Consider the following 25718-nt stretch of genomic DNA (forward strand, 5'->3'; position numbering starts at 1 on the left):
TTTCACCTGAATTATGAACAAGAGGATGATGTTCCTAAAATACTGATATCAAGTTGTATTTATTTTAGGCAATGTCTTCTTTTCAATCGACCAATAAGGCAACGGCACGAATTGGTGAGCCTGTGCCACTCCGAATCTTTAACGGCAATCCAATATACAGACTTTTAGTAAGCATTCGATCAATTAGCTTCCAACCTTATATTTAGATCTTATCTTTTTTGGATATAGTTATTAGTAAGAGACTTAAGGAGGAATAAAAAATGAGATTATTATTGTTACTAATTGGGATGGTAATCACTCTAGTTGGTTGCGCTAATACAGACAATGAACAAGAGCAACCACCACAGGATGTTGACGAATCAGTTGAACAAGATAGTGATGAAGGGCAAGAAGAATACTATATACACGATGAAGACGTCCCGGACAACCACCTAGATCCAAAAGAAACAGCTAACAAAATCGTTCAACTGCTCGAGACCAAGGATATGGAGCGTTTAGCAGAGCTCGTCCATCCTACAAAAGGAGTACGTTTTTCACCTTACGCATATGTCGAAGTAGAAAATGATCTCGTATTTGATTCTCTAGAAATCATTGATTTTCTATCGGATGAAACGGTTTATTATTGGGGACAATTTGATGGCAGTGGGGAACCAATTGAAATGACACCTGCAGAGTATTATGATCGCTTTGTTTATGACGAAGATTATCTAAATGCTGAGGAAACCTCAGTAAACAAACGACTAGGTCCAGGAAATACGATTGATAACAGCGAGGAAATATACCCGGATGCAACGATTATCGAATACCATTTTTCCGGTTTTAAGGAGGAATATGGAGGCATGGATTGGAGAAGTCTACGTCTTGTCTTAGAAGAAGACGAGGAGAAATGGTTTTTAGTTGGTATTATTCATGACGAATGGACTAGCTAACACAAAAAGAACGTGCCCACTAATGCTAGGGCACGTTCTTTTTGTTTATTTCTTTAAGTTATAGAAAGCTTTAAGACCTTCGTAAGTAGCTACGTTAGCAAGCTCGTCTTCGATGCGAAGAAGTTGGTTGTACTTCGCAACACGGTCTGTACGTGACGGTGCACCCGTCTTAATTTGTCCAGCGTTTGTTGCAACAGCAATATCTGCGATTGTTGCATCTTCTGTTTCACCAGAACGGTGAGAGATAACAGCAGTGTAACCAGCGCGTTTCGCCATTTCGATAGCTTCGAATGTTTCTGTTAATGTACCGATTTGGTTTACTTTGATAAGAATTGAGTTACCGATACCTTTTTCAATACCCTCAGCAAGTTTCGTTGTGTTTGTAACGAACAAGTCATCACCAACAAGTTGAACTTTACCACCAAGACGATCTGTTAGAAGTTTGAATCCTTCCCAGTCGTTTTCGTCTAAACCATCTTCAATTGAGATGATTGGGTATTTTGCAACAAGATCTTCATAGAATGTAACCATTTCTTCAGCTGTAAGGCTCTTACCCTCACCAGACAAGTGGTACTTTCCATCTTCTTTGTTGTAGATCTCAGATGCTGCAACGTCCATTGCTAGCATTACTTCATCGCCAGGCTTATATCCAGCTTTTTCGATCGCTTCAATGATTGTTGAAAGTGCTTCTTCATTTGAAGATAGGTTTGGAGCAAATCCACCTTCGTCACCTACAGCCGTATTGTATCCTTTTCCTTTAAGAACCGCTTTTAAGTTATGGAAAATTTCTGCCCCCATACGAAGTGCCTCATGGAAGTTTTCAGCTCCTACAGGCATAACCATAAATTCTTGGATATCAACGTTGTTATCAGCATGCTCCCCACCGTTGATGATGTTCATCATTGGAACTGGAAGTTGCTTCGCGTTAAATCCACCTAAGTATACATACAATGGAACACCAAGTGCATCAGCAGCAGCATGAGCAACTGCCATGGAAACACCAAGAATTGCATTTGCACCAAGCTTGCCTTTGTTATCTGTTCCATCAAGATCGATCATTAATTGGTCAATTCCTAGTTGGTCAAGCGCATCGAAACCAATTAGCTCAGGAGCAATTACTTCATTTACGTTATCAACCGCTTGAAGAACTCCTTTGCCCATATAACGCTCTCCACCATCACGAAGCTCAACTGCTTCGTATTCACCAGTAGACGCACCACTAGGTACTAAAGCACGTCCCATAGCACCTGATTCAAGGTAAACTTCTACTTCAACTGTTGGATTACCACGAGAATCCAATACTTCGCGAGCATATACATCTGTAATCATTGTCATTGTAAGGTCACTCCTTAATCATTTATCAATTTATTTTCGGTTTAAATCGTTTTTTTCATACAATCGGCATAGACTTCAAATCCAACCGTCTTATTATTCGACTAAAATATAAAAATTCCTGCTAGCAAGTGAGCAATTTATTTTTTTATTAATGAAATCCCAGTCATCTCTTTTGGCTGTTTACCACCTAAGAGCGCTAATACCGTTGGAGCCAAATCAGCAAGCTTGCCATTCTGTTGTAATTCGATTCCACTTTCTGTAACAATCACTGGAACACGGTTTGTCGTGTGTGCAGTCATAGGTTTATCTTCAAGTGTAATGACTTCGTCTGCATTCCCGTGATCAGCGGTAATAACAGCAGCCCCACCTTTTGCAATAATCGCATCTACAACTTTTCCTAAACACTCATCTACAACTTCAACTGCTTTGATTGTTGGCTCAAGCATCCCCGAATGTCCGACCATATCAGGATTGGCAAAGTTCAAAATAATTGCATCTTGCTTATCAGCTTCAATGTCAGCAAGTAACGCGTCCGTTACTTCATAGGCACTCATTTCCGGCTGTAAGTCATATGTTGCTACTTTTGGCGAATCAATTAAGATTCGTTCCTCACCTGGGAACGGTTCCTCACGCCCACCACTAAAGAAGAACGTAACATGTGGATATTTTTCCGTCTCAGCAATTCGAAGTTGTTTATAATTTTGTTGCGCTAACACTTCACCTAGCGTGTTATCAAGGTTCGTCGGCTTGAATGCAACAAACCCATCTACCGTTTCGCTAAAGTGCGTTAAGCAAACATAATGAAGATTCCTTGGGTGCATATCGCCTCGGTCAAAGCCACGGAAGTCTTCATTCGTGAACACTTGAGACATTTGGATTGCACGGTCTGGTCGGAAATTAAAGAAGATAACGGCATCATCATCACCGACTGTACCAACTGGTGTTCCGTCTTCCTTTGTGATAACAGAAGGAATAATAAATTCATCATTAATCTCATTTTTATAACTATCAGTAACTACATCAATTGGATTGGTGTAAGAAGGCCCCTCGCCATAAACCATTGCACGGTATGACTTCTCAACGCGCTCCCAGCGACGGTCGCGATCCATCGCATAGTAACGTCCATGAATTGAAGCAATTTCTCCAACACCTAAATCTTCAAGTTTGTTTTGTAAGCCACGAATATATACTTCAGCAGAAGTAGGACCAACATCTCGTCCATCTAGAAAACCGTGGACATATACTTTTTCGACATTTTCACGCTTTGCTAAATCTAATAAAGCATATAAATGCTCAATGTGACTGTGAATGCCCCCATCTGAAAGAAGACCGTAGATGTGTAAGGCACTCTTTTTTTCTTTCGCATGGTTCATAGCAGCACGGAACGTCTCGTTTTCAAAGAAGTCACCTTCGCGTATCGATAAATTCACGCGTGTTAAACTTTGATACACAATGCGACCTGCGCCAATATTCAGATGACCTACTTCTGAATTTCCCATTTGTCCTTCAGGCAAACCTACCGCTTCACCTTGTGCTTCAAGAGTTGCATGTGGATATTGGTTCCAAAAGCGATCAAAATTCGGCTTCTTTGCTTGCGCAACAGCATTCCCTTTGACTTCATCTCTCATTGCAAATCCATCTAATATAATGAGAGCAACTGGCTTCTTACTCATTTACCTTCCCCCAAAAGTGCAAGAAATGAATCGGCTTCAAGACTTGCTCCACCGACTAGAGCTCCATCAATATCTGACTCGCTCATGTATTCTTTAATATTAGCTGGCTTCACACTTCCACCATATTGAATTCGGACAGCTTGAGCTGCTTCATTTGAAAAACGTTCTGCGACAACTTTTCGGATGTATGAGCACACTTCATTCGCATCCTTTGCTGATGAAGACTTTCCTGTTCCGATCGCCCAAATCGGTTCATAAGCAATCACAGTGTTTTTCACTTGATCTTCTGATAATCCAGCAAGTCCAGCTTCCACTTGTCCTTTTACAATATCGTTTGTCTTTCCAGCTTCACGTTCTGCGTCTGTTTCACCACAACACATAATTGGAACTAGATTGTGCTTGAACGCAGCATGTACTTTCTTGTTTACCGTCTCATCTGTCTCAGCAAACATTTCACGACGTTCGGAGTGCCCAATAATTACATAGTCTACTTTCATATCAGCTAAAGCGACCGGGCTTATTTCTCCCGTAAATGCACCACTTTCCTCAAAGTGAACATTTTGAGCTCCAACTTTAAGATCAGTACCCTCCGTAGTGCTTACTAAACTTTCCAAAAATAAAGCGGGCGAGCATACAACTGCATCCACTTCACTGTTTGCTGGTACGCTTGCTTTTACAACTTCAACAAATTGCTTTGCCTCGCCAAGCGTTTTATTCATTTTCCAGTTACCGGCAATAATTGGTTTACGCATAGCACTTCACCTCTTTATAGTGTTAAAGTGGGGTCTGACCCCTTATTTGTCATTTAGTGCAACTAATCCTGGAAGTTCTTTTCCTTCCATGAATTCAAGTGACGCTCCTCCACCAGTGGAGATATGACTCATTTTATCGGCAAGTCCGAATTTTTCAACAGCTGCAGCTGAATCTCCTCCACCGATAACCGAATACGTATCTTGACTATCAGCAAGTGCTTCTCCAACACCTCTAGTTCCCTTTGAGAATGCTTCTAGTTCAAATACACCCATTGGCCCATTCCATATTACAAGCTTTGATTCACTAATTACTTTACGATATGTATCAATCGTTTTCGGTCCAATATCTAATGCTTCCCAATCAGAAGGTATGGAATCAATATCAACAACTTTAGTATTGGCGTCATTTGAAAACTCGTCAGCAACGACTCCATCTATTGGGAGTAAGAGGTTTACGTTGTTTGCTTTTGCTTTTTCCATAAATTGCTTTGCAAGATCAATCTTATCTTCCTCAAGAAGTGATTTGCCGATTTCATGGCCCTGTGCTTTTACAAATGTATAAGCAAGTCCTCCACCAATGATCAAGTTATCAACTTTGTCTAACAGATTATCGATTACACCAATTTTATCTTTAACCTTAGCTCCACCAATAACGGCAGTAAATGGACGCTCAGGATTCGATAATGCCTTCCCTAACACATCTAGCTCCTTTTCCATTAAAAGGCCAGCTACAGCAGGTAAGTGATGCGCAATCCCTTCTGTGGAAGCATGTGCACGGTGAGCAGCGCCAAATGCATCGTTCACGTAGACATCTGCTAAAGCAGCAAACGCTTTTGCTAACTCTGGATCATTTTTTTCTTCACCAGGATAGAAGCGAACGTTTTCAAGTAGAAGTACATCACCTTCAGAAAGTGCATTTGCAGCTTCTTCAGCTTGTGGACCGTGAGCTTCGTCTACTTTCCTAACCTCTTTACCAAGTAACTCACTTAGACGAGTTGCAACTGGTGTTAGGCGTAGTTCTTCCACCACTTCTCCTTTTGGTCGTCCAAGATGAGAAGCCAGGATGACTTTTGCACCTTGTTCTGTAAGTGCTTGAATTGTTGGAATTGCTGCACGAATGCGCGTTTCGTCTGTTACTTGCCCATCTTTCATCGGCACGTTAAAATCAACGCGACAAAAAACCTTTTTCCCTTTTAGATCAACATCACGAATCGTTTGTTTGTTCATTTCTTTGCAGAGGCCTCCTATACGCTGTTATTTTACAGTGGAAAGAGGAGGAGATTGCTACCATCTTCCTCCTCCACCAACTCTTACCTATTATAGTCCTTGTTTAGCGATGTAATCAACAAGATCTACAACACGGTGAGAATAACCAGTCTCATTGTCATACCAAGAGATCACTTTTACCATGTTGCCTTCCATTACCATTGTTGAAAGAGCATCAATTGATGAAGAATGTGGGTTGCCGTTATAATCTCCAGAAACTAGTGGTTCTTCGCTATAGTTAAGAATACCTTTTAACGGTCCTTCAGCAGCTTCACGAAGTTTATTATTTACTTCTTCAGCTGTAACATCTTTATCTAATTCTGCCACTAAGTCAACTAAAGATACGTTAGGTGTTGGAACACGCATTGCCCCACCATTTAATTTACCTTTAAGTTCAGGTAATACAAGAGCAACAGCTTTTGCAGCACCTGTAGTTGTTGGAATGATGTTTTCAGCAGCTGCACGAGCACGACGGTAGTCCTTGTGTGGAAGATCAAGGATTTGTTGGTCATTTGTGTACGAGTGAACTGTTGTCATCATACCGCGCTTAATACCAAAGTTGTCATTTAATACTTTTGCAAAAGGTGCAAGACAGTTTGTTGTACAAGATGCGTTCGAAATAACATGGTGGTTTGCAGCATCATACTTATCTTCGTTAACACCCATTACAATTGTAATATCTTCATCAGAAGCCGGAGCAGAGATAATAACTTTCTTCGCACCTGCCTCAATATGTTTTGCAGCATCTGCACGCTTTGTGAAGAAACCAGTTGATTCTACAACTACTTCTACTCCACGGTTACCCCAATCAAGGTTCGCTGGATCACGCTCTGCTGTAATGTTAATTTCTTGTCCGTTAACAACAAGTGATTCACCATTCACAGATACTTCTGCATCCAACTTTCCGTGAACTGAGTCATATTTAAGCAAATGCGCAAGCATATTTGCATCTGTTAAGTCATTTATTGCAACAACCTCTACATTCGGGTTGTCTAAAGCTGCACGAAATACAATACGTCCAATACGTCCAAAACCGTTAATTCCAATCTTTGTTGCCATGTTAAATCTCCTCCTAGTAACTTAAAAAGAATTTATCTAAAAGAGCAATGCCCTTTTATCTACTTAATTTTCAACAATGACTCAGCAGCAGCTTCATCAGTGATCAATACATCACTTGGTTGATACTTCATATAGGCAGCAATTGCTTCTGCCTTCGAAGCTCCACCAGCTACAGAAATGACATACTTATCTTCCCCAAGGTCATCAAGTTGTAATCCAATGGTTCTTTGCTTGTGGATTGGATCTCCACTCCGATTGAAATAGTAACCAAACGCTTCTGCTACAGCATCTTCCCGATTAAGCTTGTCAATAAACGTATTCACCGAATCACGCCGGAGAGCCATCATTTTTGCATCTCCAATTCCGTGAATGACAGTACAAGCTGATTTAATCAAATTTAGGATGTCCTTTACAGATGGTTCTAATACTAGGGATGAGTATGCTTCTTCACTAATTTGATCTGGTACATGCAATAAGCGATATTGTGCTCCAGCTCGACTCGCAAGCTCAGCACTAATTGTATTGGCCTGGTTTTCCACTTGCTCACCTAAACCACCTCGTGCTGGAACAAATACTACTTCTTTCGTTCTCGAGTCTGGCTGCATCATTTCTGCTACTGCTGCAAGTGTCGTACCACCCATTACAGCGACGACATCTTTAGGCTGAACCTTCGCTTTTAGTGTGCTAATACAAGCACGGCCCATTTCACGCTTTACCCATTCATCTTGGTCACTGTTTCCAGCAACGACGATCACTTGTTTTACACCGAGTGTTTTTTCTAACTGTGTTTCTAACTCGCGAAGCCCAAGCAATTCTTTCATTACTACTTCTAGCTGTTCAAATAACTGCTCTCCTTCATCCGTAATGCTCATTCCAGATGAAGCAAAATGAACGAGTCCTTGATCTTTTAAGAAAGTCACTTCACCTCTTAAAACTCTCTCGGAAAGTTGCAAATTAGAAGCTAAACTACGCCGACCAATCGGTTGCATTAATTTGATGTAGTGAAGGATTCTGTAGCGCTTTATCATCACTTCTAACACATCTGGTAATAATTTCTTTTGAATATTTAATATTGGATTCATAAGTCAAACTCCTTATTCTTTGTTGGACAATTACAGTCCCGGATAGACTTTTCACGTCCCGATGAGAATAAAAAAAAGACCAAAATCCTCATTACATGTATATATTACCAAGGATAGAGGCCATTCACAAGTTATATTTGCCTATTTATCTCAAGTAAACGTTTTCTTATCTTATCTTTCGAAATTTGGCCATAATCTACTTCTTCTCCATTGACCAAAATAACCGGAATCATAATTTGGTACTTTTCAAGCAATTGATCATCTTTATAAATATCAACAATCTGCATCTCAAATCCAAATTCTTTAGCTAAAGGCTTTATTATTTCGATTGCTTTGTCACATAGTGGACAATCGACCTTTGACATTACCGTTACATCTATCATTTTTATCAGTCCTACCTCACTTTAGAAACAAGCTCTTTTATGTAAAGGATAAAAGTGGAAACCAATACAGTAACATTTTATATTGTATCCACATTTTATCCTACTATTATTCGAATCTTTTTCGTTTACTAGACGAAGGAATTCCTAATTCATCTCTATATTTGGCAATCGCTCTTCGAGAAACAGTGATATCATGTTCTTGTTGGAGCCAATTAACAATTTTCGCATCTGACAATGGTTTTTGTTTATTTTCTTCTGCAACAGCTTCTTTTAATAATTCTTTTATCGAACGACTTGATGTTGATTCACCATTCCCACTTTGTATAGCTGAAGAAAACAATGATTTAAGTTCAATCATCCCACGAGGCGTATCAGCATATTTATTTGTCGTTGCTCTACTTACCGTTGATTCATGAACATCAATCTCTTCGGCAACTTCTTTTAAAGTAAGAGGTTTAAGTTTTCCATTTTTATTTAAGAGATAATCTTTTTGGTGTTTGGCAATTGCTTCACCGACTTTTAAAATCGTCTGTTTTCTTTGTTGGATGCTCTTAGCCAGCCATTGTACTTGTTGAATCTTTTGCTTTACATAGCGATTTGCTTCATCGTCTTGATCATTTAAAAGCAACTTTTCATAATGATGATTTAGCCCTACATTAGGAATCAAATCGTCTTCTAAATGAACAAGCAGATCCCCTTCAAACGGAACAATTCGAATTTCTGGCTGGACGAATTGCACCGGTTCAGAAACATATTGCGTACCTGGTCGTGGATCGAGTGTTTGAATTAAGTCATTCACTTCTTGAAGCTCAGCTAAAGTTACTTGTAGTTCTTTAGATAGTTCCTTCCATTTTCTTTTGGCAAATGCCTCCATATGAAGTGATACAACTTGCTCGGCTAAATAATTAGGATCGTCCATGCGTTCCAATTGTAGTAATAAACATTCTTGCAAATTACGTGCACCTACTCCAGCTGGTTCAAACCCTTGTAACAGCTCTAATAGCGCTTCGCCCTCTTGTAGGCTAATATCTAACTCTTCGCATATTTCCACAAAAGGTCTAGACACATATCCGTCCTCTCGTAAGCTATAGATCATATACGTTAGTTGTTTTTTTTGCTTTTCTTGTAGATTTAACTCTTGTAATTGCAATAGTAAATGATCACTTAAAGACGTTCGATCGATATGTGCGTAATCAATGGGAGAGGCTTGATCTTCTGAAGCTTGTGTAAAAGACGAATAGATTGGTTCTTCGAATCTATGCGTTTCCCCTACATCCAATAATGGATTCTCCAGTGCTTGTTCTTGTATAAAGGAAGTTAGTTCAGCAGCAGTATATTGCAATAGATGAATCGCCTGACGTAACTCCTGCGTCATTACTAAGTTTTGTGTCTGCTGTTGGAATAAACCAAACTGCACATTCAGTCCCTCCCTTCAATTTAATAAGATCGCTTTATCGAAAGTTTTGAAAGCGTTTTCCTATACTTATGCAACGAATAGTAAATTTCATTCCTAAACCCATTATAAATGATCTAGTTCTACAAAACTATGGTAATGATTGCAGAATATCGTTTAGATTATTTAAAAACGGTTATTATGAAAGAAGGGTTTAATTGCCTTGGTATGGAATAGTATCTATTATGAGAGTTTTTGCGAGATCTTCGCTATACCTCATACGCTAAATTTTTAGCGTTTCTTTCAGCTAGCTGACTTGGTTAGGTAATGAAGTGTTTTTATTTGACCTTCTTTGACCATTTCGGTATGATGTACATAATAAAACACTCAGTGAACGCCTATTGTTCACAAATCTAAAAGGAGGAGTTTTTAAATGAATTTAATCCCTACAGTTATTGAGCAAACAAACAGAGGCGAACGTGCATATGACATTTATTCAAGACTTTTAAAAGACCGTATTATTATGTTAGGTAGCGCTATTGATGATAATGTCGCAAACTCAATTGTTGCGCAACTACTTTTCTTACAAGCAGAAGACCCTGAGAAAGATATCTCTATTTATATTAACAGTCCTGGTGGTTCAATCACTGCTGGTATGGCCATCTATGACACAATGCAGTATATAAAGCCAAAGGTTTCAACAATTTGTATCGGTATGGCAGCATCAATGGGGGCTTTCTTGCTTGCAGCTGGTGAAAAAGGGAAACGTTTTGCCCTTCCAAACAGCGAAGTTATGATTCACCAACCACTTGGTGGAACACAAGGTCAAGCATCTGATATTCAAATTCATGCTAAGCGTATCATTGAAATGCGTGAAAGCTTAAATAAAATCTTAGCTGAACGTACTGGGCAACCTCTTGAAGTAATTGAGCGTGATACAGATCGTGATAATTTCATGATCGCAGCGAAAGCTCAAGAATATGGTTTGATCGATAAAGTCATTCCTGCTTCAAAATAATTACATGTAAAAAGAGGAACTATAGAGTAGTTCTTCCCAAGAGCAGAGGATAGGGTCAGCGACCTTATCCTCTATTTTTATCTATCATCGTTCATTTTAAATCTAAAAGACACCGGTACCTGTCAGTGGTATGGCGGTGTCTTGTTCTTTATTCTGTTTCAATAAATGTGCTTAACGTTTCTAGGGCTTCGTTTTCATCTTGACCGTCTGTAATAAGAGTAAATGTCGCACCATGGCCCATAGCCAAACTCATAAGTCCCATAATACTTTTAGCATTTACTTTCTTTCCATCCTTCTCGATGAATACCTCTGCTGAAAAACGATTCGCTTCTTGTACAAACAATGCAGCTGGTCTAGCTTGTAATCCTGTTTTTCTTTTGACTGTAACTTCTTTCTTAATCATGTTTTGTCTCTCCTTATAGTTTATTTTTCTGTTTGAATATATTGTCCGTTTCGTAACTTCTCTGCGATTTGATCTATTTTTCGTAAGCGATGATTCACTCCGGACTTACTAACGGTTCCACCTTCAATCATCTCGCCAAGCTCTTTCAATGTAACATCTTGATGGTTTACTCGAAGTTCAGCAATTTCTCTTAATTTCGGAGGTAGTTGGTCGAGTCCAATCGTACGATCTACAAAGCGAATATTCTCTACTTGTCTCAAAGCAGCTCCAACCGTTTTATTTAAGTTAGCGGTCTCACAGTTAACAAGACGGTTTACAGAATTACGCATATCTTTCATAATTCGCACATCTTCAAAATAAAGCAATGCTTGATGTGCTCCAATGATGTTAAGAAATTCCGTGATCTTTTCACTTTCTTTCATATACGTAATAAATCCTTTTTTTCGTTCCAAAGTTTTTGCATTTAATTGGTATTCGTTCATCAATTCACATAAAGAAGCATTATGTTCCTCATAGATAGAAAATATTTCTAAGTGATACGAGGAAGTTTCTGGATGGTTAATTGATCCCCCAGCCAAAAATGCGCCACGCAGATACGCTCGCTTACAACATGAAGACTTTGTTAAACGATTAGAGATTGTTCGAAGAAAGACAAAACCTTCTCCTAGTATCCCTAAGTGCTCTAACAATTCTCTCGCCTCATGCTGCATGCGAACTAGATAAACATTGTTCTTTTTCAGTCTCATCTTTTTTCGAACAAGTAACTCAACAAACATTGATGGGTAAACTCTTTTAATTAACGTGTAAATTCTTCTTGCTATCGCAGCATTTTCTGTTGTGACATCTAATCCTAGTTTCATTTGACTGAACGAAAGAGATCCATTCATACGAATCAATGCGGCAAGCTCTGCCGTTGCACAGCAGTCCTCTTGTTCAAATTGCGTTAATTCTTTTTTCGTTTTGGCTGCAAAGGACAAGGTCCTCACTCCTTTCAGCCGTGTAGCTTTTTAATTTTGTTACTTGTATGACAACCAAACTTCTACATGTATAGTAATTCTATTCGTTTATTCGTAAAATTGCCTTCGATACTTTTAATGCATCATGACGCAACATATTTTCTCGTTCAGTTACAAAATGATCACGAATAATCGAAACCCCAAGCGATTGAATCCGTTCATCGTCTATCTTTACAGGAATTGCTCCTTCTTTTGCATAACGCGTACGTACCTCTTTTGACACTGGTGATCCATGAACAATAATTTCATCAACAAATTTTGAACCACAATGTTCAATAATCGCTTGTATATGATCCGCTGCTGTATAATCATCAGTTTCTCCACTTTGGGTCATAACATTGCAAATATAAACTTTTCTTGCTTGCGCCCGTTCAATTGCCTCAACAACCCCAGGAACAAGTAAATTTGGTATTACACTTGTATATAAACTTCCAGGCCCTAACACGATGATATCCGCTTCTTCAATGGCTCGAATGCTCGATTGAAGTGGCGAAATATTATCAGGTGTTAAGAAAACACGTTTGATCCGTTTGCGTTCAAGTGGAATTAGTGATTCACCCGTAACAATGCTACCATCAGCCATCTCAGCATTTAAAACAATGCTACAGTTGGACGCTGGGTACACATTTCCTCGCACATTTAAAACTTTGCTCAATTCGGTAATCCCTCTTGAGAAATCACCCGTAATAGACGTCATCCCTGCCAAAAGAAGATTACCTAGCGAATGGCCTGAGAGGCCGTTTCCATTTGAAAAGCGATGTTGAAATAGTTCCTCCACAAGTGGTTCCACTTCCGACAAGGCAATCAAGACATTTCTTACATCTCCAGGTGGTGGAATGTTTAGCTCTTTTCGAAGTCGACCGGAACTGCCGCCATCGTCAGCAACTGTTACAATAGCAGAAATATCTACCGGGAATGTTTTTAGTCCCCGTAATAAGACTGATAAGCCGGTCCCTCCTCCAATCACAACCACATTTTTCTTACTCACTAGAATGTAGCCTTCCCTTTATCCTTATCAATGTCGCGATGGCTAACATGTAACACATATTCATCAGCAAATGCTTCTCCAAAGTGTTCAGCAAGCGTTACCGAACGGTGCTTTCCACCAGTACAGCCAATCCCTATTACGACCTGACTCTTTCCTTCACGCTTGTATTGTGGAAGCATAAACTTCAGAAGATCCGTTAACTTTTCAATAAATTGCTGAGTTTCTCCCCACTTTAGAACATAAGAAGATACTTCTTCATCAAGCCCAGTTTTCGGCCTCATATGATCAATATAATGTGGATTCGGTAAGAAGCGTACATCAAAAACGAGATCTGCATCAATTGGCATGCCATATTTAAAACCAAATGACATCACATTCACAGAGAAGGGATGTTTTTCATTTAAGGAGAACCTTTGGATAATTTTCTCTCTTAATTGAATTGGCTTCATCTCAGTTGTATCAATAATTTGCTGTGATCTGCCCTTCATCTCCTCGAGCATTTCACGTTCGAGCTGTATCCCTTCAAGTGGCAGCCCATTAGGCGCTAATGGATGTGACCTTCTCGTCTCTTTATAGCGTTGAACAAGTTTCGCATCTTTTGCATCTAAGAAAAGAATTTGCAATTTAAAATGCAAGTTAGGTGCGAGAGAGATTGTATCAATCGCTTCAAAAAGATGATCAAAGAATTTGCGCCCACGTAAATCAATGACTAGTGCGACTTTATTCATTTTTCCATTTGAGCCCTCAATAAGCTCTATGAATTTTGGAATCAGGGCCGGAGGTAGATTATCGACGCAAAAATAGCCAAGGTCCTCAAAACTTTGAACCGCTACGGTCTTACCTGCTCCAGACATTCCTGTGATAATTACAAGTTGAATTTCTTCCTGCTCGATACTCATTCCTCTCTCCCCCCTCTATGTTAATGGAGATAATCGATACGATACCAAATCATACTCCTTTGTATAGTAAAACGTTCCGTACATGACCCCTTTATGGTGCAGAACATGTTCAAACATATGCTTATCTCCCGAAGCCATCGGCAGCTGAGGTACTTCCTTAATGTTCTTCCATTCAAGCTTTCCTTCAGGAGATTCGTTAAACATTTTTCCTTTAAAGCTCGTTGCTTGGAATGTAAACATCATCCACTCATCTATTGGTTGATCATTCTCCAATACAACAATTGTAAAAACCGCTCGTAATTCTGCATTTTCAACAATTAATCCTGTTTCTTCGCGGAATTCACGCTCAGCCGACTCTTTTATCGTTTCTCCATGTTCCATTTTCCCACCAGGAGCAACCCACCAGCCACGGCTTGGTTTTTGCAATAATAACGTCTCATCATTTCTAGTCAGTACACAGTTCGTAATTCGCTGCAACAGCTATCACCTCACGTTCTATTACCTTATTATACAATTAATCGAATGGTCTAACAATTGCTAGAATTAGGGAACTTAAAAATGTAGTGAGGCAAACCTGAAAGCGAAAAAAAGGGCACGGACAACGTGGCCCGTGCAAAGTATATAAAAAAGGGGGTCAATTACTTACCTATATATTACCCTTTTTATATTTCACCACTGTTACAACAAGATTAACATTATATGTCAAAAATAATGACAAGCGCAGCATACACTGTTACCTAAAGGCTTTTCACATGAAAGATGCAGGACGCAGCGCTGCCCGTTAGCCTTAATCTTATAGCATACGTAACCATTGCAAATTCATTTAAGCTTTTGTTTTCTCCGCTAGATTTTCAATGTAGTGCTGAACATTTTGTGCAGCTAAGCTACCATCACCAGTTGCTGTAACGATTTGACGAAGAGATTTTTCACGAATATCGCCAGCTGCAAAAATACCTGGTACCTTCGTTTCCATCTCCTCATTTGTTTCAACATATCCCTCTTCATTCGTTATTCCTAAATGTTTTACACTTTCGTTAAGAGGTAGCATTCCGATATAAATAAATACACCATCAGTTTTAAACTGCTGCTCCTCTCCATTTTCCGTGCTGACAAGAGTTACACTGCCTACCTTGCCATTTTCATCATTGATCTCTTTAACAGTATGATTCCAGATGAAGTCAATCTTTTCATTATCAAAAGCACGTTGTTGTAAAATTTTCTGCGCACGAAGTTCTTCGCGACGGTGTACAATTGTAACTTTTGAAGCAAAACGTGTTAAGTATACAGCTTCCTCAACTGCTGAGTCACCACCACCGACAACCACAAGTTCCTTTCCTTTAAAGAAGGCCCCATCACAAACAGCACAGTACGATACTCCTCGGCCACTTAATTCCTTTTCACCAGGAATCCCTAGCTTTTTGTACTCTGCACCAGTTGCCACAATAACAGCTCGAGCTTTGTATTCTTTGCTCCCTGCCTTTACAAGTTTCAAGTCGCCTTCATCTACGATTTCTTTAATATCACCGTATCCATATTCAGCACCAAACTTTTTAGCGTGTTCGAACATTTTTGTTGATAGCTCAGGTCCCAAAATGTGATCAAAACCAGGGTAGTTTTCTACATCTTCTGTATTTGCCATTTGCCCACCTGGAATCCCACGTTCAATCATAATTGTTGACAGGTCAGCACGAGATGTGTAAACAGCAGCAGTCATTCCTGCTGGCCCTGCACCTGCAATGACAACATCATAAATTTTTTCATCAGTCATTTTACGTCCACTCCTTCTAATAAACAATACTATTAGTCGCATTTATTCCTAATGATATCGTAGCGAATTAGACCAACTGTTGTCTATTTATTTGCTCATCTCGTCACCCAAATGTCATATTGGATGATGTGATTTTGTTTTTCATCTGTATTACGATCTAATGTAGCATCCTTCGCTTGTTGGGATCCTAATTCTGCAGCACGTTTAATTAACGAGAGTCCCTTTTGCTGATTAGTTACATAATAACTAGCCACGCCAAAACAATATAACAACTCCGGGCGCTCTTCTAGTAGCCATCGATCCAATTCTTTCAAGCGATCATATGCCAATTGATATTCACCAACTGTACAAAGAGTTTCAGCTACTTTAATATAATGGTCTTCATCTATTGGGTACACTCGACGCAATGAATTAATAAAAACTTCAGCGTTTTTAGCATCTCCAATTTTGCTGTAAAACAAAGCTAAGTTACATAAAGTAAATAAATTACCAGGATCCTTATCGAGTACACTTTGACAAATGTCAAAAGCCGACTCATCACCTAAACGAAACAGGGCTTCAGCTAATTGATTATGTGCTGCCCAATAGGTTGGATGCTCCTTAATAATCGTTTGCAAAACAGGAATAGCAGAGTGTATGTTTCCTTGTCTTAACAAAGAACGCGCACGTTCAAACTGAACGATCAATTCATCTTCTTCTCCGTCTAGATCGTCCCAGTCCTCTTCTTCTCGTTCGAAAAGAAGCAATTGTAAGAGATCCTTTGCATCTTCTGCAAACCGTTCATCAGGACTTATTTCTAAATACTTTAACGCCATTTTCTCAGCTTTTTCAAATAATCCTAAATACGCATAATTATTAGCCATAAAGAAGTAACATTCTGCTATATCGTCTTTTTCGTCTAACACGTTTTGCAAAATTTCATTTGACCGTTCATATTCCCCGATTTCAGAAAGCACCGCTGCCAATTGAACATGGAAAACTGGTTCTGTATCTGTAAGTTGTACCGCTCTTTCTAGCAGTTTAATTGCCCGTTGAAAATGATTCTTGCGATAAGCTTCAATTCCGCGATGAAAAAAATAATCGCCGGTTTGAAACAAGGGGACGACCTTTCGCTTTCCCCGTTCATTTTTTGGTGTTAAATCCATGAAGTACCGTTACCTCCAGCTTCTCAATCATAAGACTTAGTATACATTATTTTCTCTATTGTGGGAACGATAAAAAGAGGTCAACCTCTACCCACAGGGGTAGGGGTCTGACCCCTTTTTATTTATGTCTCTCCTCTAAAACAGCGAGAATGTCATCTAGTGGTAGTTTTTGCTCACGTAACAATACTAGGACATGGTAAAAAAGATCTGCGACTTCCCACTTCAACTCTTCCGGATCACGGTTTTTTGCAGCAATGATAACTTCCCCTGCTTCTTCACCGACTTTTTTCAAGATCTTATCAACGCCTTTATCAAACAAGTACGTTGTATATGCTCCCTCTGGCATTTCAGCTTCTCGCTCAGCTATTACTCTTTCTAACTCATCTATAATAGCATAGCGATCCGCGTTTACTCGTGGTTTCTCTTCGCCTAACAACGAATCTGAAAAACAGCTGTACGCACCTGTATGACAGGCCGGTCCTGCTGGCACTACGAGTACAACAAGTGCATCACTATCACAGTCATAGCGCATATCAACGATTTGTTGCGTGTTCCCAGATGTAGCTCCTTTATGCCAAAGCTCTTGACGCGAACGGGAATAAAACCACGTTTCTCTCGTTTCAATTGATTTTTCTAATGATTCCTTATTCATATAAGCAAGTGTTAACACTTCTTTACTCGCTGCATCTTGAACGATTGCTGGAACAAGTCCATTCTGGTCATATTTGATTGTATCGATGCTCATCGTACGGTCACACCCTTTTCTTTTAAATATGCCTTCACTTCTGCAACCGACGTTTCTTTATAATGGAAAATCGACGCTGCAAGTGCTGCATCTGCTCGTGCTTCATTAAATACGTCGGCAAAGTCTTCTTTTTTTCCAGCACCACCGGATGCAATAACAGGAACAGTTACAGCATCATTTACTGCCTTTGTTAGCGCAAGGTCAAAACCAGTTTTTGCACCGTCCTGGTCCATACTTGTTAACAAGATTTCCCCTGCACCAAGCCTGACAGCTTCCTTCGCCCATGCTGTTACTTCCCAATCTGTTGCTTCACGGCCACCGTGCGTATAAATACGCCACGAACCAAGTTCTTCATCATATTTCGCATCAATCGCTACGACGATGCATTGCGAACCAAAGAAGTCAGCACCTTCCTTAATCAGTTCCGGACGCTTAACAGCAGCTGTATTTAGCGACACTTTATCAGCCCCAGCACGTAGGACACGCTTCATGTCTTCTAGAGAGTTAATCCCCCCACCTACTGTAAACGGAATCGCCAGTGTCCCTGCTACTTCTTCTACAACTTCAACCATCGTTTCCCGTCCTTCATGTGAAGCAGAGATATCAAGAAACACAAGCTCATCCGCCCCTTGCTCATCATAAAAAGCCGCGAGCTCAACCGGATCTCCAGCATCGCGCAAATCAACAAATTGCACACCTTTTACAACACGGCCGTCCTTTACATCTAAACAAGGAACGATTCGTTTTGTCAGCATCTTACTTCCCTCCTTGCAGCGCTTCTTCAAGTGTAAACTGGTTCGTGTACAGGGCTTTCCCGACGATTGCCCCACTGACGCCTCGGTCTGCTCGGCCTCGTAACTCCGTTAAATCTGCAAGTGAGCTCACTCCACCTGAAGCGATTACTTGCTTTCCTGTTTCCTCTGCCAATTGAGAAATAGCTTCAGTATTTGGACCTGAAAGCATGCCATCACGCGAAATATCGGTAAAAATAAACACTTCAGCACCGTGACGGGCAAGTTCAAGTGCCAATGTCTCTGCTTTGACTGAAGAAGTTTCCAACCAACCTTCTGTTGCAACATATCCATCACGGGCATCTAGGCCAATCGCAATTCTCTCTCCACCGTATGTTGCAAGCATTTCCTTCGTAAATTCAGGATTATTTACAGCAACACTTCCTAAAATGACACGATCGACTCCTTGCTCAAGATAAAACGCCACATCTTCAGCTGTACGGATACCTCCACCAACTTGAACCTTAGCATCCAGCTCTTTTGCGACACGAAGGACATGTTCATGATTCACGCGTTTTTTTGCTTTTGCACCGTCCAGATCGACCATATGAATCCATTCTGCACCACTATCTGCAAATACTTTCGCCATATCAAATGGAGAATCACCGTAAATGGTCTCTTGGTTATAATCTCCTTGCACAAGACGAACACACTTGCCATCTCTCATATCAATTGCTGGGTAAATAACAAAATTACTCACGGTTTTCTCCTCCTCGCGTCACTAGCTCTCCAAAGTTACGAAGGATTGACATGCCCACGTGACTGCTTTTTTCTGGATGAAATTGTGTTCCCATTACATTGTCACGTCCCACAACGGCCGGAACGGTAACATCATACTCACATGAGGCTAGTAAAACATCATCATTCTTATGTTTGACTACATAAGAGTGCACGAAGTAAACATGCCCTTCCTCAACATCTTGTAAAAGGATGTGCTCTGGCTTGTGAAACGTCAATTTATTCCACCCCATATGAGGAACTTTGTAGCTTTCACCATTCGCTGTATGACCGACAAAACGCTCTACGCTTCCTGGAAGTAGCTTTAATCCTTCTGTATGACCATGCTCATCGCTTTCGTCAAACAAAAGCTGCATTCCTAAACAAATGCCGAGCAACGGTTTTTTTGACTTTGCCCAGTCTTTTAGAAACTCTGTTAATCCCATTTTATTCAACGTTTTCATTGCATCCGGGAAAGCCCCAACTCCCGGTAATAGCAATCCGTCCGTTTTTTTCAACTGTTCAATATCATCTGTTACTACATAGTCTAGCTCTAAACGCTCAAGCGCCTTGCTAACACTATGCAAGTTTCCCATCCCATAATCAACAATGCCGATCATCCTACAACATTCCCTTCGTTGACGGGACTCCTTTAACCCGCTCATCAATACTAGTCGCTTCATCTAATGCACGCGCAAACGCCTTAAAGATCGCTTCAATTATATGATGCGTGTTATGGCCATAATGAACGATGATATGTAAATTCATTCGTGCTTCAAGAGCTAGCTTCCACATAAACTCATGAACTAGTTCAACGTCAAACGTCCCGACTTTTTGACTTGGGAATTCTGCACGGAACTCAAGGTGTGGTCTGTTGCTGAGATCGACAACAACTTGAGCAAGCGTCTCATCCATTGGCACAAACGCATTTCCGTAGCGACGAATTCCTTTTTTATCACCTATTGCTTCCTTCAACACATGCCCAAGACAAATCCCGATATCTTCTGTTGTATGGTGATCATCTACTTCCGTATCCCCTTTTGCATCGACCGTTAAATTAAAAAGACCATGTTTTGTAAAAAGGTCAAGCATATGCGTTAGAAATGGGACACCCGTCTCTAACTTTGATTTCCCTTCGCCATCAACCGTAAAATCGAGTTTTATTTGTGTTTCGCCTGTATTACGTTCAATTTGTGCGCGACGTTCTGTCATCTATTTCTCCTCCAACCTAATATCAATTGCTCTTGCATGTGCTTCTAAACCTTCTAACCGTGCTAGTGCTGCAATCTTTCGTCCATTTTCAGCGATTGCTTGCTTGCTGTATGAAATGATGCTTGATTTTTTTGTGAAATCATCAACATTCAACGGACTTGAAAACCGTGCCGTTCCGTTTGTCGGTAACACATGGTTCGGTCCTGCAAAATAATCACCGACTGGCTCAGAGCTATATGGTCCGATAAAAATGGCACCAGCGTGGCGGATTTTCCCGATCAGATTCATCGGTTCTTCAGTTAATACTTCTAGGTGTTCCGGCGCAAGTTGGTTGACAACATCGATTGCTTCGACCAAGTCTCGGGCAATATAAATCGCTCCGTAATCACGAATCGATGCCCCAGCGATGTCACGCTTCGGCAATGTCGTTAATTGGTCTTGCACTTCTTTTGCTACTGATTCTGCAAGTTCTTGTGAAGTCGTTACTAAAACAGCGGAAGCTTGCTCATCATGTTCTGCTTGTGATAATAGATCGGCAGCTATGTAACGAGGGTTTGCCGACTCATCAGCAAGAACGACAATTTCACTTGGTCCTGCGATCATATCAATATCGACTTTTCCAAATACAGCTCGTTTGGCTAAGGCAACGTAAATGTTTCCTGGTCCTGTAATTTTATCAACAGCCGGAATCGATTCTGTACCATAAGCGAGTGCAGCAACAGCTTGCGCGCCACCAACTTTATAAATTTCCTTGACGCCTAGTTCTTTTGCTGTTACCAGAACACTTGCTGGCAACTGTCCATCGGCACCAGCTGGTGATACCATCACAATTCGTTCGACTCCTGCTACTTGTGCCGGGATCACATTCATCATGATCGAAGAAGGATAAGCCGCTTTACCACCAGGTACATACACACCCACTGAATCAAGTGCCGTAATTTTTTGTCCAAGAATCGTTCCATCTTCTTTTGTCGTCATCCATGATTGGCGCTTTTGACGCTCATGGTAATCTTTTATATTTTCAATCGCTTCTTGGAGAGCTGAAATGAGAGAAGCGTCAATCTGTGCGTACGCTCCTTCAAGCTCCTCTTCTGTCACTCGTAAATTAGAAAGCTCGGCTCCATCAAATTTTTTTGTCAGTTCCAAGACTGCCTGGTCGCCTTGTTCTCTCACTTGACTAATGATCGACTCTACCGTCTCACGTTGCGACTCGGTCCCTGTATCTATATCACGAGCAATGCTTACATTCGCTCCAACTTTAACGATTTTCATCCTAATCCTCCTCAATCACTTGAGACAAGCGCTCAACCATTTGATCAATGCGTTCATCTTGCATACGATAGCTGACTGGATTGACGATTAGTCGTGATGTAATCGGTACAATCGTTTCGAGCTCAACCAAGCCATTTTCTTTTAACGTACGTCCCGTTGAAACAATGTCGACGATGCGATCAGCTAGACCAATCAACGGTGCTAACTCAATCGAACCGTTCAACTTAATGATTTCAACTTGTTCACCTTGCTCTTTAAAATATTGTGTAGCAAGATTTGGATACTTTGAGGCTACTTTTGGATTGATGTCTTTTTTCTCATAACCGGGAAGTCCAGCAACTGCCAAGTAGCACTCACTGATTTTCAGGTCAAGAACTTCATAGACGACGCGTTCTTCTTCAATCATCGTATCTTTTCCAGCAACTCCTACATCTGCAACACCGTGCTCAACATATGTCGGTACATCCATTGGCTTTGCAAGAATAAAGCGCATCTTCTCTTCTGGTACATCAATGATCAACTTACGAGAATCGTCAAACTCCGCAGGCAAGTTATAGCCCGCTTTGCGTAATAACACCAATGCTTCTTCAAAAATTCTCCCTTTCGGCATCGCGACCGTTAACCAATCATTCATCTTACGCTTCTCCCTTCTTCGCCCCAATGAAATAGTGCACATCTGTAAATTGCTCCGACATTCCGTCTACGTCATCAACACCAGCGATGTCTTGAACAACGACAGATTCACCCTTTTCACGTAAGCTTGCTGCTTCTTGGAATGCTTCAGCACGTCTTTCTTTGCTAAAAACAATGCACGTTTTTTTTGGTTTCTTCGCCACATCACCGATTGCCTCAACTAATAAATCAAGACGAACCCCAAAGCCTGTCGCTTGCCCAGGACGTTCAAACTTGCCAAGCAGTTCATCATAACGACCACCACTACATAACGGCACACCTAAATTGCTTCCATACCCTTCAAAGACAGCTCCTGTGTAGTAGCTCATATGTAAAACAAGGTTAAGGTCAAGCTTCACATACTGCTCAATACCGTAACTTTCAAGGACTTGCCATAATTCTTCTAGCTCAGCTACTGCTTTAGTTCCTTCCTCTGTTCGTACAAGTTTAGCCGCTTCTTCTAGCGTTGTCTTTCCACCACGAAGCTTTAAGAGACTAAGCAGTCGGCCTTTATCAATCGAGGAGATCGGTAAGCTCTTGACATGCTCACGGAACCCAACATAATTTTTTTCATATAAATAACGGCGGAGTTCATCAGCACGTTCACCTACAATATCGAGGAGAAGTGCATTCACATAGCCAACATGTCCAATTGCTATTTTAAAATGCGACAGACCTGCACGTTTTAACGCTGCTATCATGAGAGAAATGACTTCACCGTCGGCACTAACCGTACCATCACCAATTAATTCGACCCCTACCTGTTCAAATTCTGCAGGTTTCCCAGCTTCATGCTGTTGAGCACGAAACACATTTGATTGGTAAGCAAGACGCATCGGGTATGACTCACTTTTCATACTTGAAGCAACAAGCCTAGCGATCGGTGCTGTCATATCTGGACGTAACACTAATGTATTGCCTTGCTGATCTAATAATTTAAATAGCTGCTGATCCAAAATTGCTGAAGCTAGACCAACCGTTTCATAATATTCTAATGTGGGAGTCTCAATCATTTGATATCCCCATCCGCTCATTTCTTTTTCCAATTGCTCACGAACTTGTTTTTTCAACGTGTACATTTCAGCCAATGTATCACGCATTCCAAGTGGCTTTTCAAACATAAGTGGCTTCGACATTGATTTCACTCCTCAATCATTCTCCGTTATCTGCTTAGCATGCAGCTCTCCGATAAGCTACTTTCTATTCTTTCCTATTAATTCGCGTTTTTTGTCATAATACCTGTAATTATTTTTCAAATATATCACTTTTGCTTTAGTTCGCTAATGTGCTAACAAGATAAAGTGTAATGTTAGTGTACCTTGATGTGCGTACAACGTCAACCGTTTTACTCGAATTATCTTACAATTTAAAGAGAAAATTTCGAACAAAAAAAGAACTGCTATGCTTATGCTTAACAGTTCTTTCGATTTCTCTTCAACTAATCACCTTACAACTCAACATTGCTTGGAATAATAGGGAGCAATACATGCGAAGGATACTTATCTTGATGGTATATCGTTTGCGTTGCTTTTTTCGTTTCTGTTGTATCCAAAAGCGTTTTCCCAGTATTCGGGTTCACATCATACTTTGGAAAGTTGCTAGATGCTATTTCTATTCTGATTGAATGGCCTTGTTGAAAGACATTGCTCGTCGCCCATAAATCAATCTCATATTTTGCTACTTCACCTGGCACGCTATCTTCGTTTGCATAGCTCGTTCTGACAATCCCATCTGTTAGACTGTACGCTCTCCCATCAGGAAATACGTCAACTAGCTTTGCTGTGAAATCTGTACATGGTGCATCCGAAGAAGCATAGAGAATGACTTTAATAGGGCCCGTAACTTCTAAAGGTTTTTCCATTGGCTTTGAAGTATACACTAAAACGTCATCTCTTTTTTCGACCTCACGCTGATCTCTTGGTCCTGCATTTCGACCATTGTATAAAATCGTTCCACCACCATGAGTTGGTACAGGAGAACTAGGGTTATGAATATAATAATCAGGCTGCCGGGCACCAGGACTCTCCCAATCTAGGCGACCTAATTCGTTGTTAGCATTCGCATTCCCGTCACTGTGCAAGTAACATGGTGTATACTGCGCTCGTTTAAGAGGCCATCCTTTCTCAGAGCGCCATTCGTTGATTCCTTGTACAAAGATTTTAACCGGATCCTCTTCTTTTACGGGTGTCATGTTACCTTTTAACCATTGATCAAACCATTTAATATGAAGTGTCGTCAAATCTTCTTTTCCTTCAATCGAATGACCTGAACTATTCACGCCAAAAGATCGTTCTCCAATATCGGAGCTGAATACACCGTGAGCCCATGGCCCAACAATTAACTTTTGATCCTTGTTTTTCGATTGGCTCATTTCCTGGTAGTTTTCAAGTGTCGGTCCTAGATGACTATCATACCAACCAGCGATATGATAAGCAGGAAGATTAAGCTCAGCTAACGTTTTATGGCCATTTTTTACGGAAAGACCAGATTCTTCATCAATGTATTTATGGTACAACGCTGCAAGTTCTGGATGCTTTTTTATCGGTGGCCAATCTTTAAATGGTGCAAATTTGTGCCATTCTTCAATGTTATCTAAGTCTTTTACGATCTCCTTGAGCGTATTCTCAAGTTTTTGCCCCTCTTGTATACGACTCAAATAATCGGCTGCAACAGAATCAAGAAACCATGTCTCAATCCCTGCTAAACTAATAACTCCATCCTTTTTGAAAAAACCATTTTGTACGGACCTACCCGTCATCGCTGGAACAATCGTTTTAAGAGATGGAGCTTCCTCAAGTGCTGCATACAACTGCGTAAAACCGTAATAGGACAGTCCGAACATCCCTACTTTTCCATTTGAATATGGCAGCTTAGCAGCCCATTCAACCGTATCGTACCCATCCTCTGCTTCATGAACGAAAGGTTCAAATTCTCCCTCTGATGCAAAGCGCCCCCTTACGTCTTGGATAATCACAACATATCCGGCCAACACCATTTGAAACGGATCGATATAACGGTGTGAGAAATTCGGAAGGTTTTTATTATACGGTAGTCTCGTTAACAGGACAGGATACGTTCCAGTTTCTTTCGGACGGTATACCGTCGCATACAAGGTAACTCCGTCTCGCATCGTACAAGGAACTTCTCTCTCAACGATAATTTGATTGGTTTCAGACATTTCTAAACACCTCTTTATTTTA

Annotated in this window: 26 protein-coding genes; 2 read left to right on the forward strand and 24 right to left on the reverse strand. The window is 40.5% G+C overall.

Going from position 1 to position 25718, the window contains the following annotated elements; genetic code table 11:
- Positions 1 to 260: 260 nt before the first annotated feature.
- The gene (locus AC1FXZ_RS07405; RefSeq protein ID WP_480052132.1) at positions 261 to 929 is read left to right on the forward strand and encodes a hypothetical protein; all 669 of its coding nucleotides are present in this window, start codon (positions 261 to 263) and stop codon (positions 927 to 929) included.
- 45 nt (positions 930 to 974) lie between these two features.
- Here AC1FXZ_RS07405 and eno read toward each other — a convergent pair whose 3' ends face one another.
- The 8 genes from eno to rpoN all read right to left on the reverse strand — a co-directional run bounded on the left by eno (position 975) and on the right by rpoN (position 9896).
- Positions 975 to 2264: a phosphopyruvate hydratase gene (gene eno / locus AC1FXZ_RS07410; protein ID WP_480052134.1), complete on the reverse strand. Its 1290-nt coding sequence runs from the start codon at positions 2262 to 2264 to the stop codon at positions 975 to 977.
- Positions 2265 to 2401: 137 nt separating this feature from the next.
- Entirely contained in the window at positions 2402 to 3937 is a 1536-nt protein-coding gene (gpmI, locus tag AC1FXZ_RS07415) for a 2,3-bisphosphoglycerate-independent phosphoglycerate mutase (RefSeq protein WP_480052136.1), read from the reverse strand.
- Complete coding sequence (gene tpiA, locus AC1FXZ_RS07420) at positions 3934 to 4689, reverse strand: triose-phosphate isomerase (protein WP_480052138.1); 756 nt, start codon at positions 4687 to 4689, stop codon at positions 3934 to 3936. The genes gpmI and tpiA overlap by 4 nt, the downstream gene beginning before the upstream one ends.
- Positions 4690 to 4731: 42 nt before the next feature.
- A complete protein-coding gene (locus AC1FXZ_RS07425; RefSeq protein WP_480052140.1) occupies positions 4732 to 5916 on the reverse strand; it encodes a phosphoglycerate kinase in 1185 nt (394 codons plus the stop codon).
- Between the two features lie 90 nt (positions 5917 to 6006).
- The gene (gap, locus tag AC1FXZ_RS07430; RefSeq protein WP_480052142.1) at positions 6007 to 7014 is read right to left on the reverse strand and encodes a type I glyceraldehyde-3-phosphate dehydrogenase; all 1008 of its coding nucleotides are present in this window, start codon (positions 7012 to 7014) and stop codon (positions 6007 to 6009) included.
- 59 nt (positions 7015 to 7073) lie between these two features.
- Complete coding sequence (locus tag AC1FXZ_RS07435) at positions 7074 to 8096, reverse strand: sugar-binding transcriptional regulator (RefSeq protein ID WP_480052144.1); 1023 nt, start codon at positions 8094 to 8096, stop codon at positions 7074 to 7076.
- A gap of 131 nt (positions 8097 to 8227) precedes the next feature.
- Entirely contained in the window at positions 8228 to 8479 is a 252-nt protein-coding gene (locus AC1FXZ_RS07440) for a glutaredoxin family protein (protein WP_480052146.1), read from the reverse strand.
- Positions 8480 to 8585: 106 nt separating this feature from the next.
- Positions 8586 to 9896 carry an RNA polymerase factor sigma-54 gene (gene rpoN / locus AC1FXZ_RS07445; protein WP_480052148.1) on the reverse strand — a complete coding sequence of 437 codons (1311 nt, stop codon included), beginning with the start codon at positions 9894 to 9896 and terminating at the stop codon, positions 8586 to 8588.
- A gap of 409 nt (positions 9897 to 10305) precedes the next feature.
- Here rpoN and clpP point away from each other — a divergent pair, with 409 nt between their 5' ends.
- A complete protein-coding gene (gene clpP / locus AC1FXZ_RS07450; RefSeq protein WP_480052150.1) occupies positions 10306 to 10890 on the forward strand; it encodes an ATP-dependent Clp endopeptidase proteolytic subunit ClpP in 585 nt (194 codons plus the stop codon).
- 148 nt (positions 10891 to 11038) lie between these two features.
- On the opposite strand, the gene AC1FXZ_RS07455 is transcribed toward clpP, so the two are convergent.
- From AC1FXZ_RS07455 to AC1FXZ_RS07530, 16 genes are all read right to left on the reverse strand, one after another.
- Positions 11039 to 11293: an HPr family phosphocarrier protein gene (locus AC1FXZ_RS07455; RefSeq protein WP_480052152.1), complete on the reverse strand. Its 255-nt coding sequence runs from the start codon at positions 11291 to 11293 to the stop codon at positions 11039 to 11041.
- Between the two features lie 20 nt (positions 11294 to 11313).
- On the reverse strand, positions 11314 to 12270 hold the full coding sequence (gene whiA, locus AC1FXZ_RS07460) for a DNA-binding protein WhiA (RefSeq protein ID WP_480052154.1): 957 nt from the start codon (positions 12268 to 12270) through the stop codon (positions 11314 to 11316).
- Between the two features lie 79 nt (positions 12271 to 12349).
- Positions 12350 to 13297: a gluconeogenesis factor YvcK family protein gene (locus AC1FXZ_RS07465; protein ID WP_480052156.1), complete on the reverse strand. Its 948-nt coding sequence runs from the start codon at positions 13295 to 13297 to the stop codon at positions 12350 to 12352.
- Complete coding sequence (rapZ, locus tag AC1FXZ_RS07470) at positions 13297 to 14196, reverse strand: RNase adapter RapZ (RefSeq protein WP_480052158.1); 900 nt, start codon at positions 14194 to 14196, stop codon at positions 13297 to 13299. Before rapZ ends, AC1FXZ_RS07465 begins: the two co-directional genes overlap by 1 nt.
- Before the next feature lie 15 nt (positions 14197 to 14211).
- Positions 14212 to 14673: an NUDIX hydrolase gene (locus tag AC1FXZ_RS07475; protein WP_480052160.1), complete on the reverse strand. Its 462-nt coding sequence runs from the start codon at positions 14671 to 14673 to the stop codon at positions 14212 to 14214.
- A 346-nt stretch (positions 14674 to 15019) separates the two neighbouring features.
- Positions 15020 to 16006, reverse strand: a complete 987-nt coding sequence (trxB, locus tag AC1FXZ_RS07480; RefSeq protein ID WP_480052162.1) for a thioredoxin-disulfide reductase — start codon at positions 16004 to 16006, stop codon at positions 15020 to 15022.
- 53 nt (positions 16007 to 16059) lie between these two features.
- Positions 16060 to 17109 carry a tetratricopeptide repeat protein gene (locus AC1FXZ_RS07485; RefSeq protein ID WP_480052164.1) on the reverse strand — a complete coding sequence of 350 codons (1050 nt, stop codon included), beginning with the start codon at positions 17107 to 17109 and terminating at the stop codon, positions 16060 to 16062.
- A 118-nt stretch (positions 17110 to 17227) separates the two neighbouring features.
- The gene (hisIE, locus tag AC1FXZ_RS07490) at positions 17228 to 17854 is read right to left on the reverse strand and encodes a bifunctional phosphoribosyl-AMP cyclohydrolase/phosphoribosyl-ATP diphosphatase HisIE (RefSeq protein WP_480052166.1); all 627 of its coding nucleotides are present in this window, start codon (positions 17852 to 17854) and stop codon (positions 17228 to 17230) included.
- Complete coding sequence (hisF, locus tag AC1FXZ_RS07495; RefSeq protein ID WP_480052168.1) at positions 17851 to 18609, reverse strand: imidazole glycerol phosphate synthase subunit HisF; 759 nt, start codon at positions 18607 to 18609, stop codon at positions 17851 to 17853. Before hisF ends, hisIE begins: the two co-directional genes overlap by 4 nt.
- A 1-nt stretch (position 18610) precedes the next feature.
- Entirely contained in the window at positions 18611 to 19345 is a 735-nt protein-coding gene (hisA, locus tag AC1FXZ_RS07500; RefSeq protein WP_480052170.1) for a 1-(5-phosphoribosyl)-5-[(5-phosphoribosylamino)methylideneamino]imidazole-4-carboxamide isomerase, read from the reverse strand.
- Positions 19338 to 19982: an imidazole glycerol phosphate synthase subunit HisH gene (hisH, locus tag AC1FXZ_RS07505; RefSeq protein WP_480052172.1), complete on the reverse strand. Its 645-nt coding sequence runs from the start codon at positions 19980 to 19982 to the stop codon at positions 19338 to 19340. Before hisH ends, hisA begins: the two co-directional genes overlap by 8 nt.
- Before the next feature lies 1 nt (position 19983).
- The gene (gene hisB / locus AC1FXZ_RS07510; RefSeq protein ID WP_480052174.1) at positions 19984 to 20574 is read right to left on the reverse strand and encodes an imidazoleglycerol-phosphate dehydratase HisB; all 591 of its coding nucleotides are present in this window, start codon (positions 20572 to 20574) and stop codon (positions 19984 to 19986) included.
- Positions 20575 to 21846, reverse strand: coding sequence for a histidinol dehydrogenase (gene hisD / locus AC1FXZ_RS07515; RefSeq protein ID WP_480052176.1), 1272 nt, complete (start codon positions 21844 to 21846; stop codon positions 20575 to 20577).
- 1 nt (position 21847) lies between these two features.
- Positions 21848 to 22480 (reverse strand): ATP phosphoribosyltransferase, encoded by a 633-nt coding sequence (hisG, locus tag AC1FXZ_RS07520; protein WP_480052178.1) that lies wholly within the window; start codon positions 22478 to 22480, stop codon positions 21848 to 21850.
- Position 22481: 1 nt separating this feature from the next.
- Complete coding sequence (locus tag AC1FXZ_RS07525) at positions 22482 to 23654, reverse strand: ATP phosphoribosyltransferase regulatory subunit (protein WP_480052180.1); 1173 nt, start codon at positions 23652 to 23654, stop codon at positions 22482 to 22484.
- Positions 23655 to 23965: 311 nt separating this feature from the next.
- A complete protein-coding gene (locus AC1FXZ_RS07530; protein WP_480052182.1) occupies positions 23966 to 25696 on the reverse strand; it encodes a CocE/NonD family hydrolase in 1731 nt (576 codons plus the stop codon).
- Between the last annotated feature and the right edge of the window lie 22 nt (positions 25697 to 25718).

This window comes from Halalkalibacter sp. HAAS-P014, from assembly GCF_056619965.1.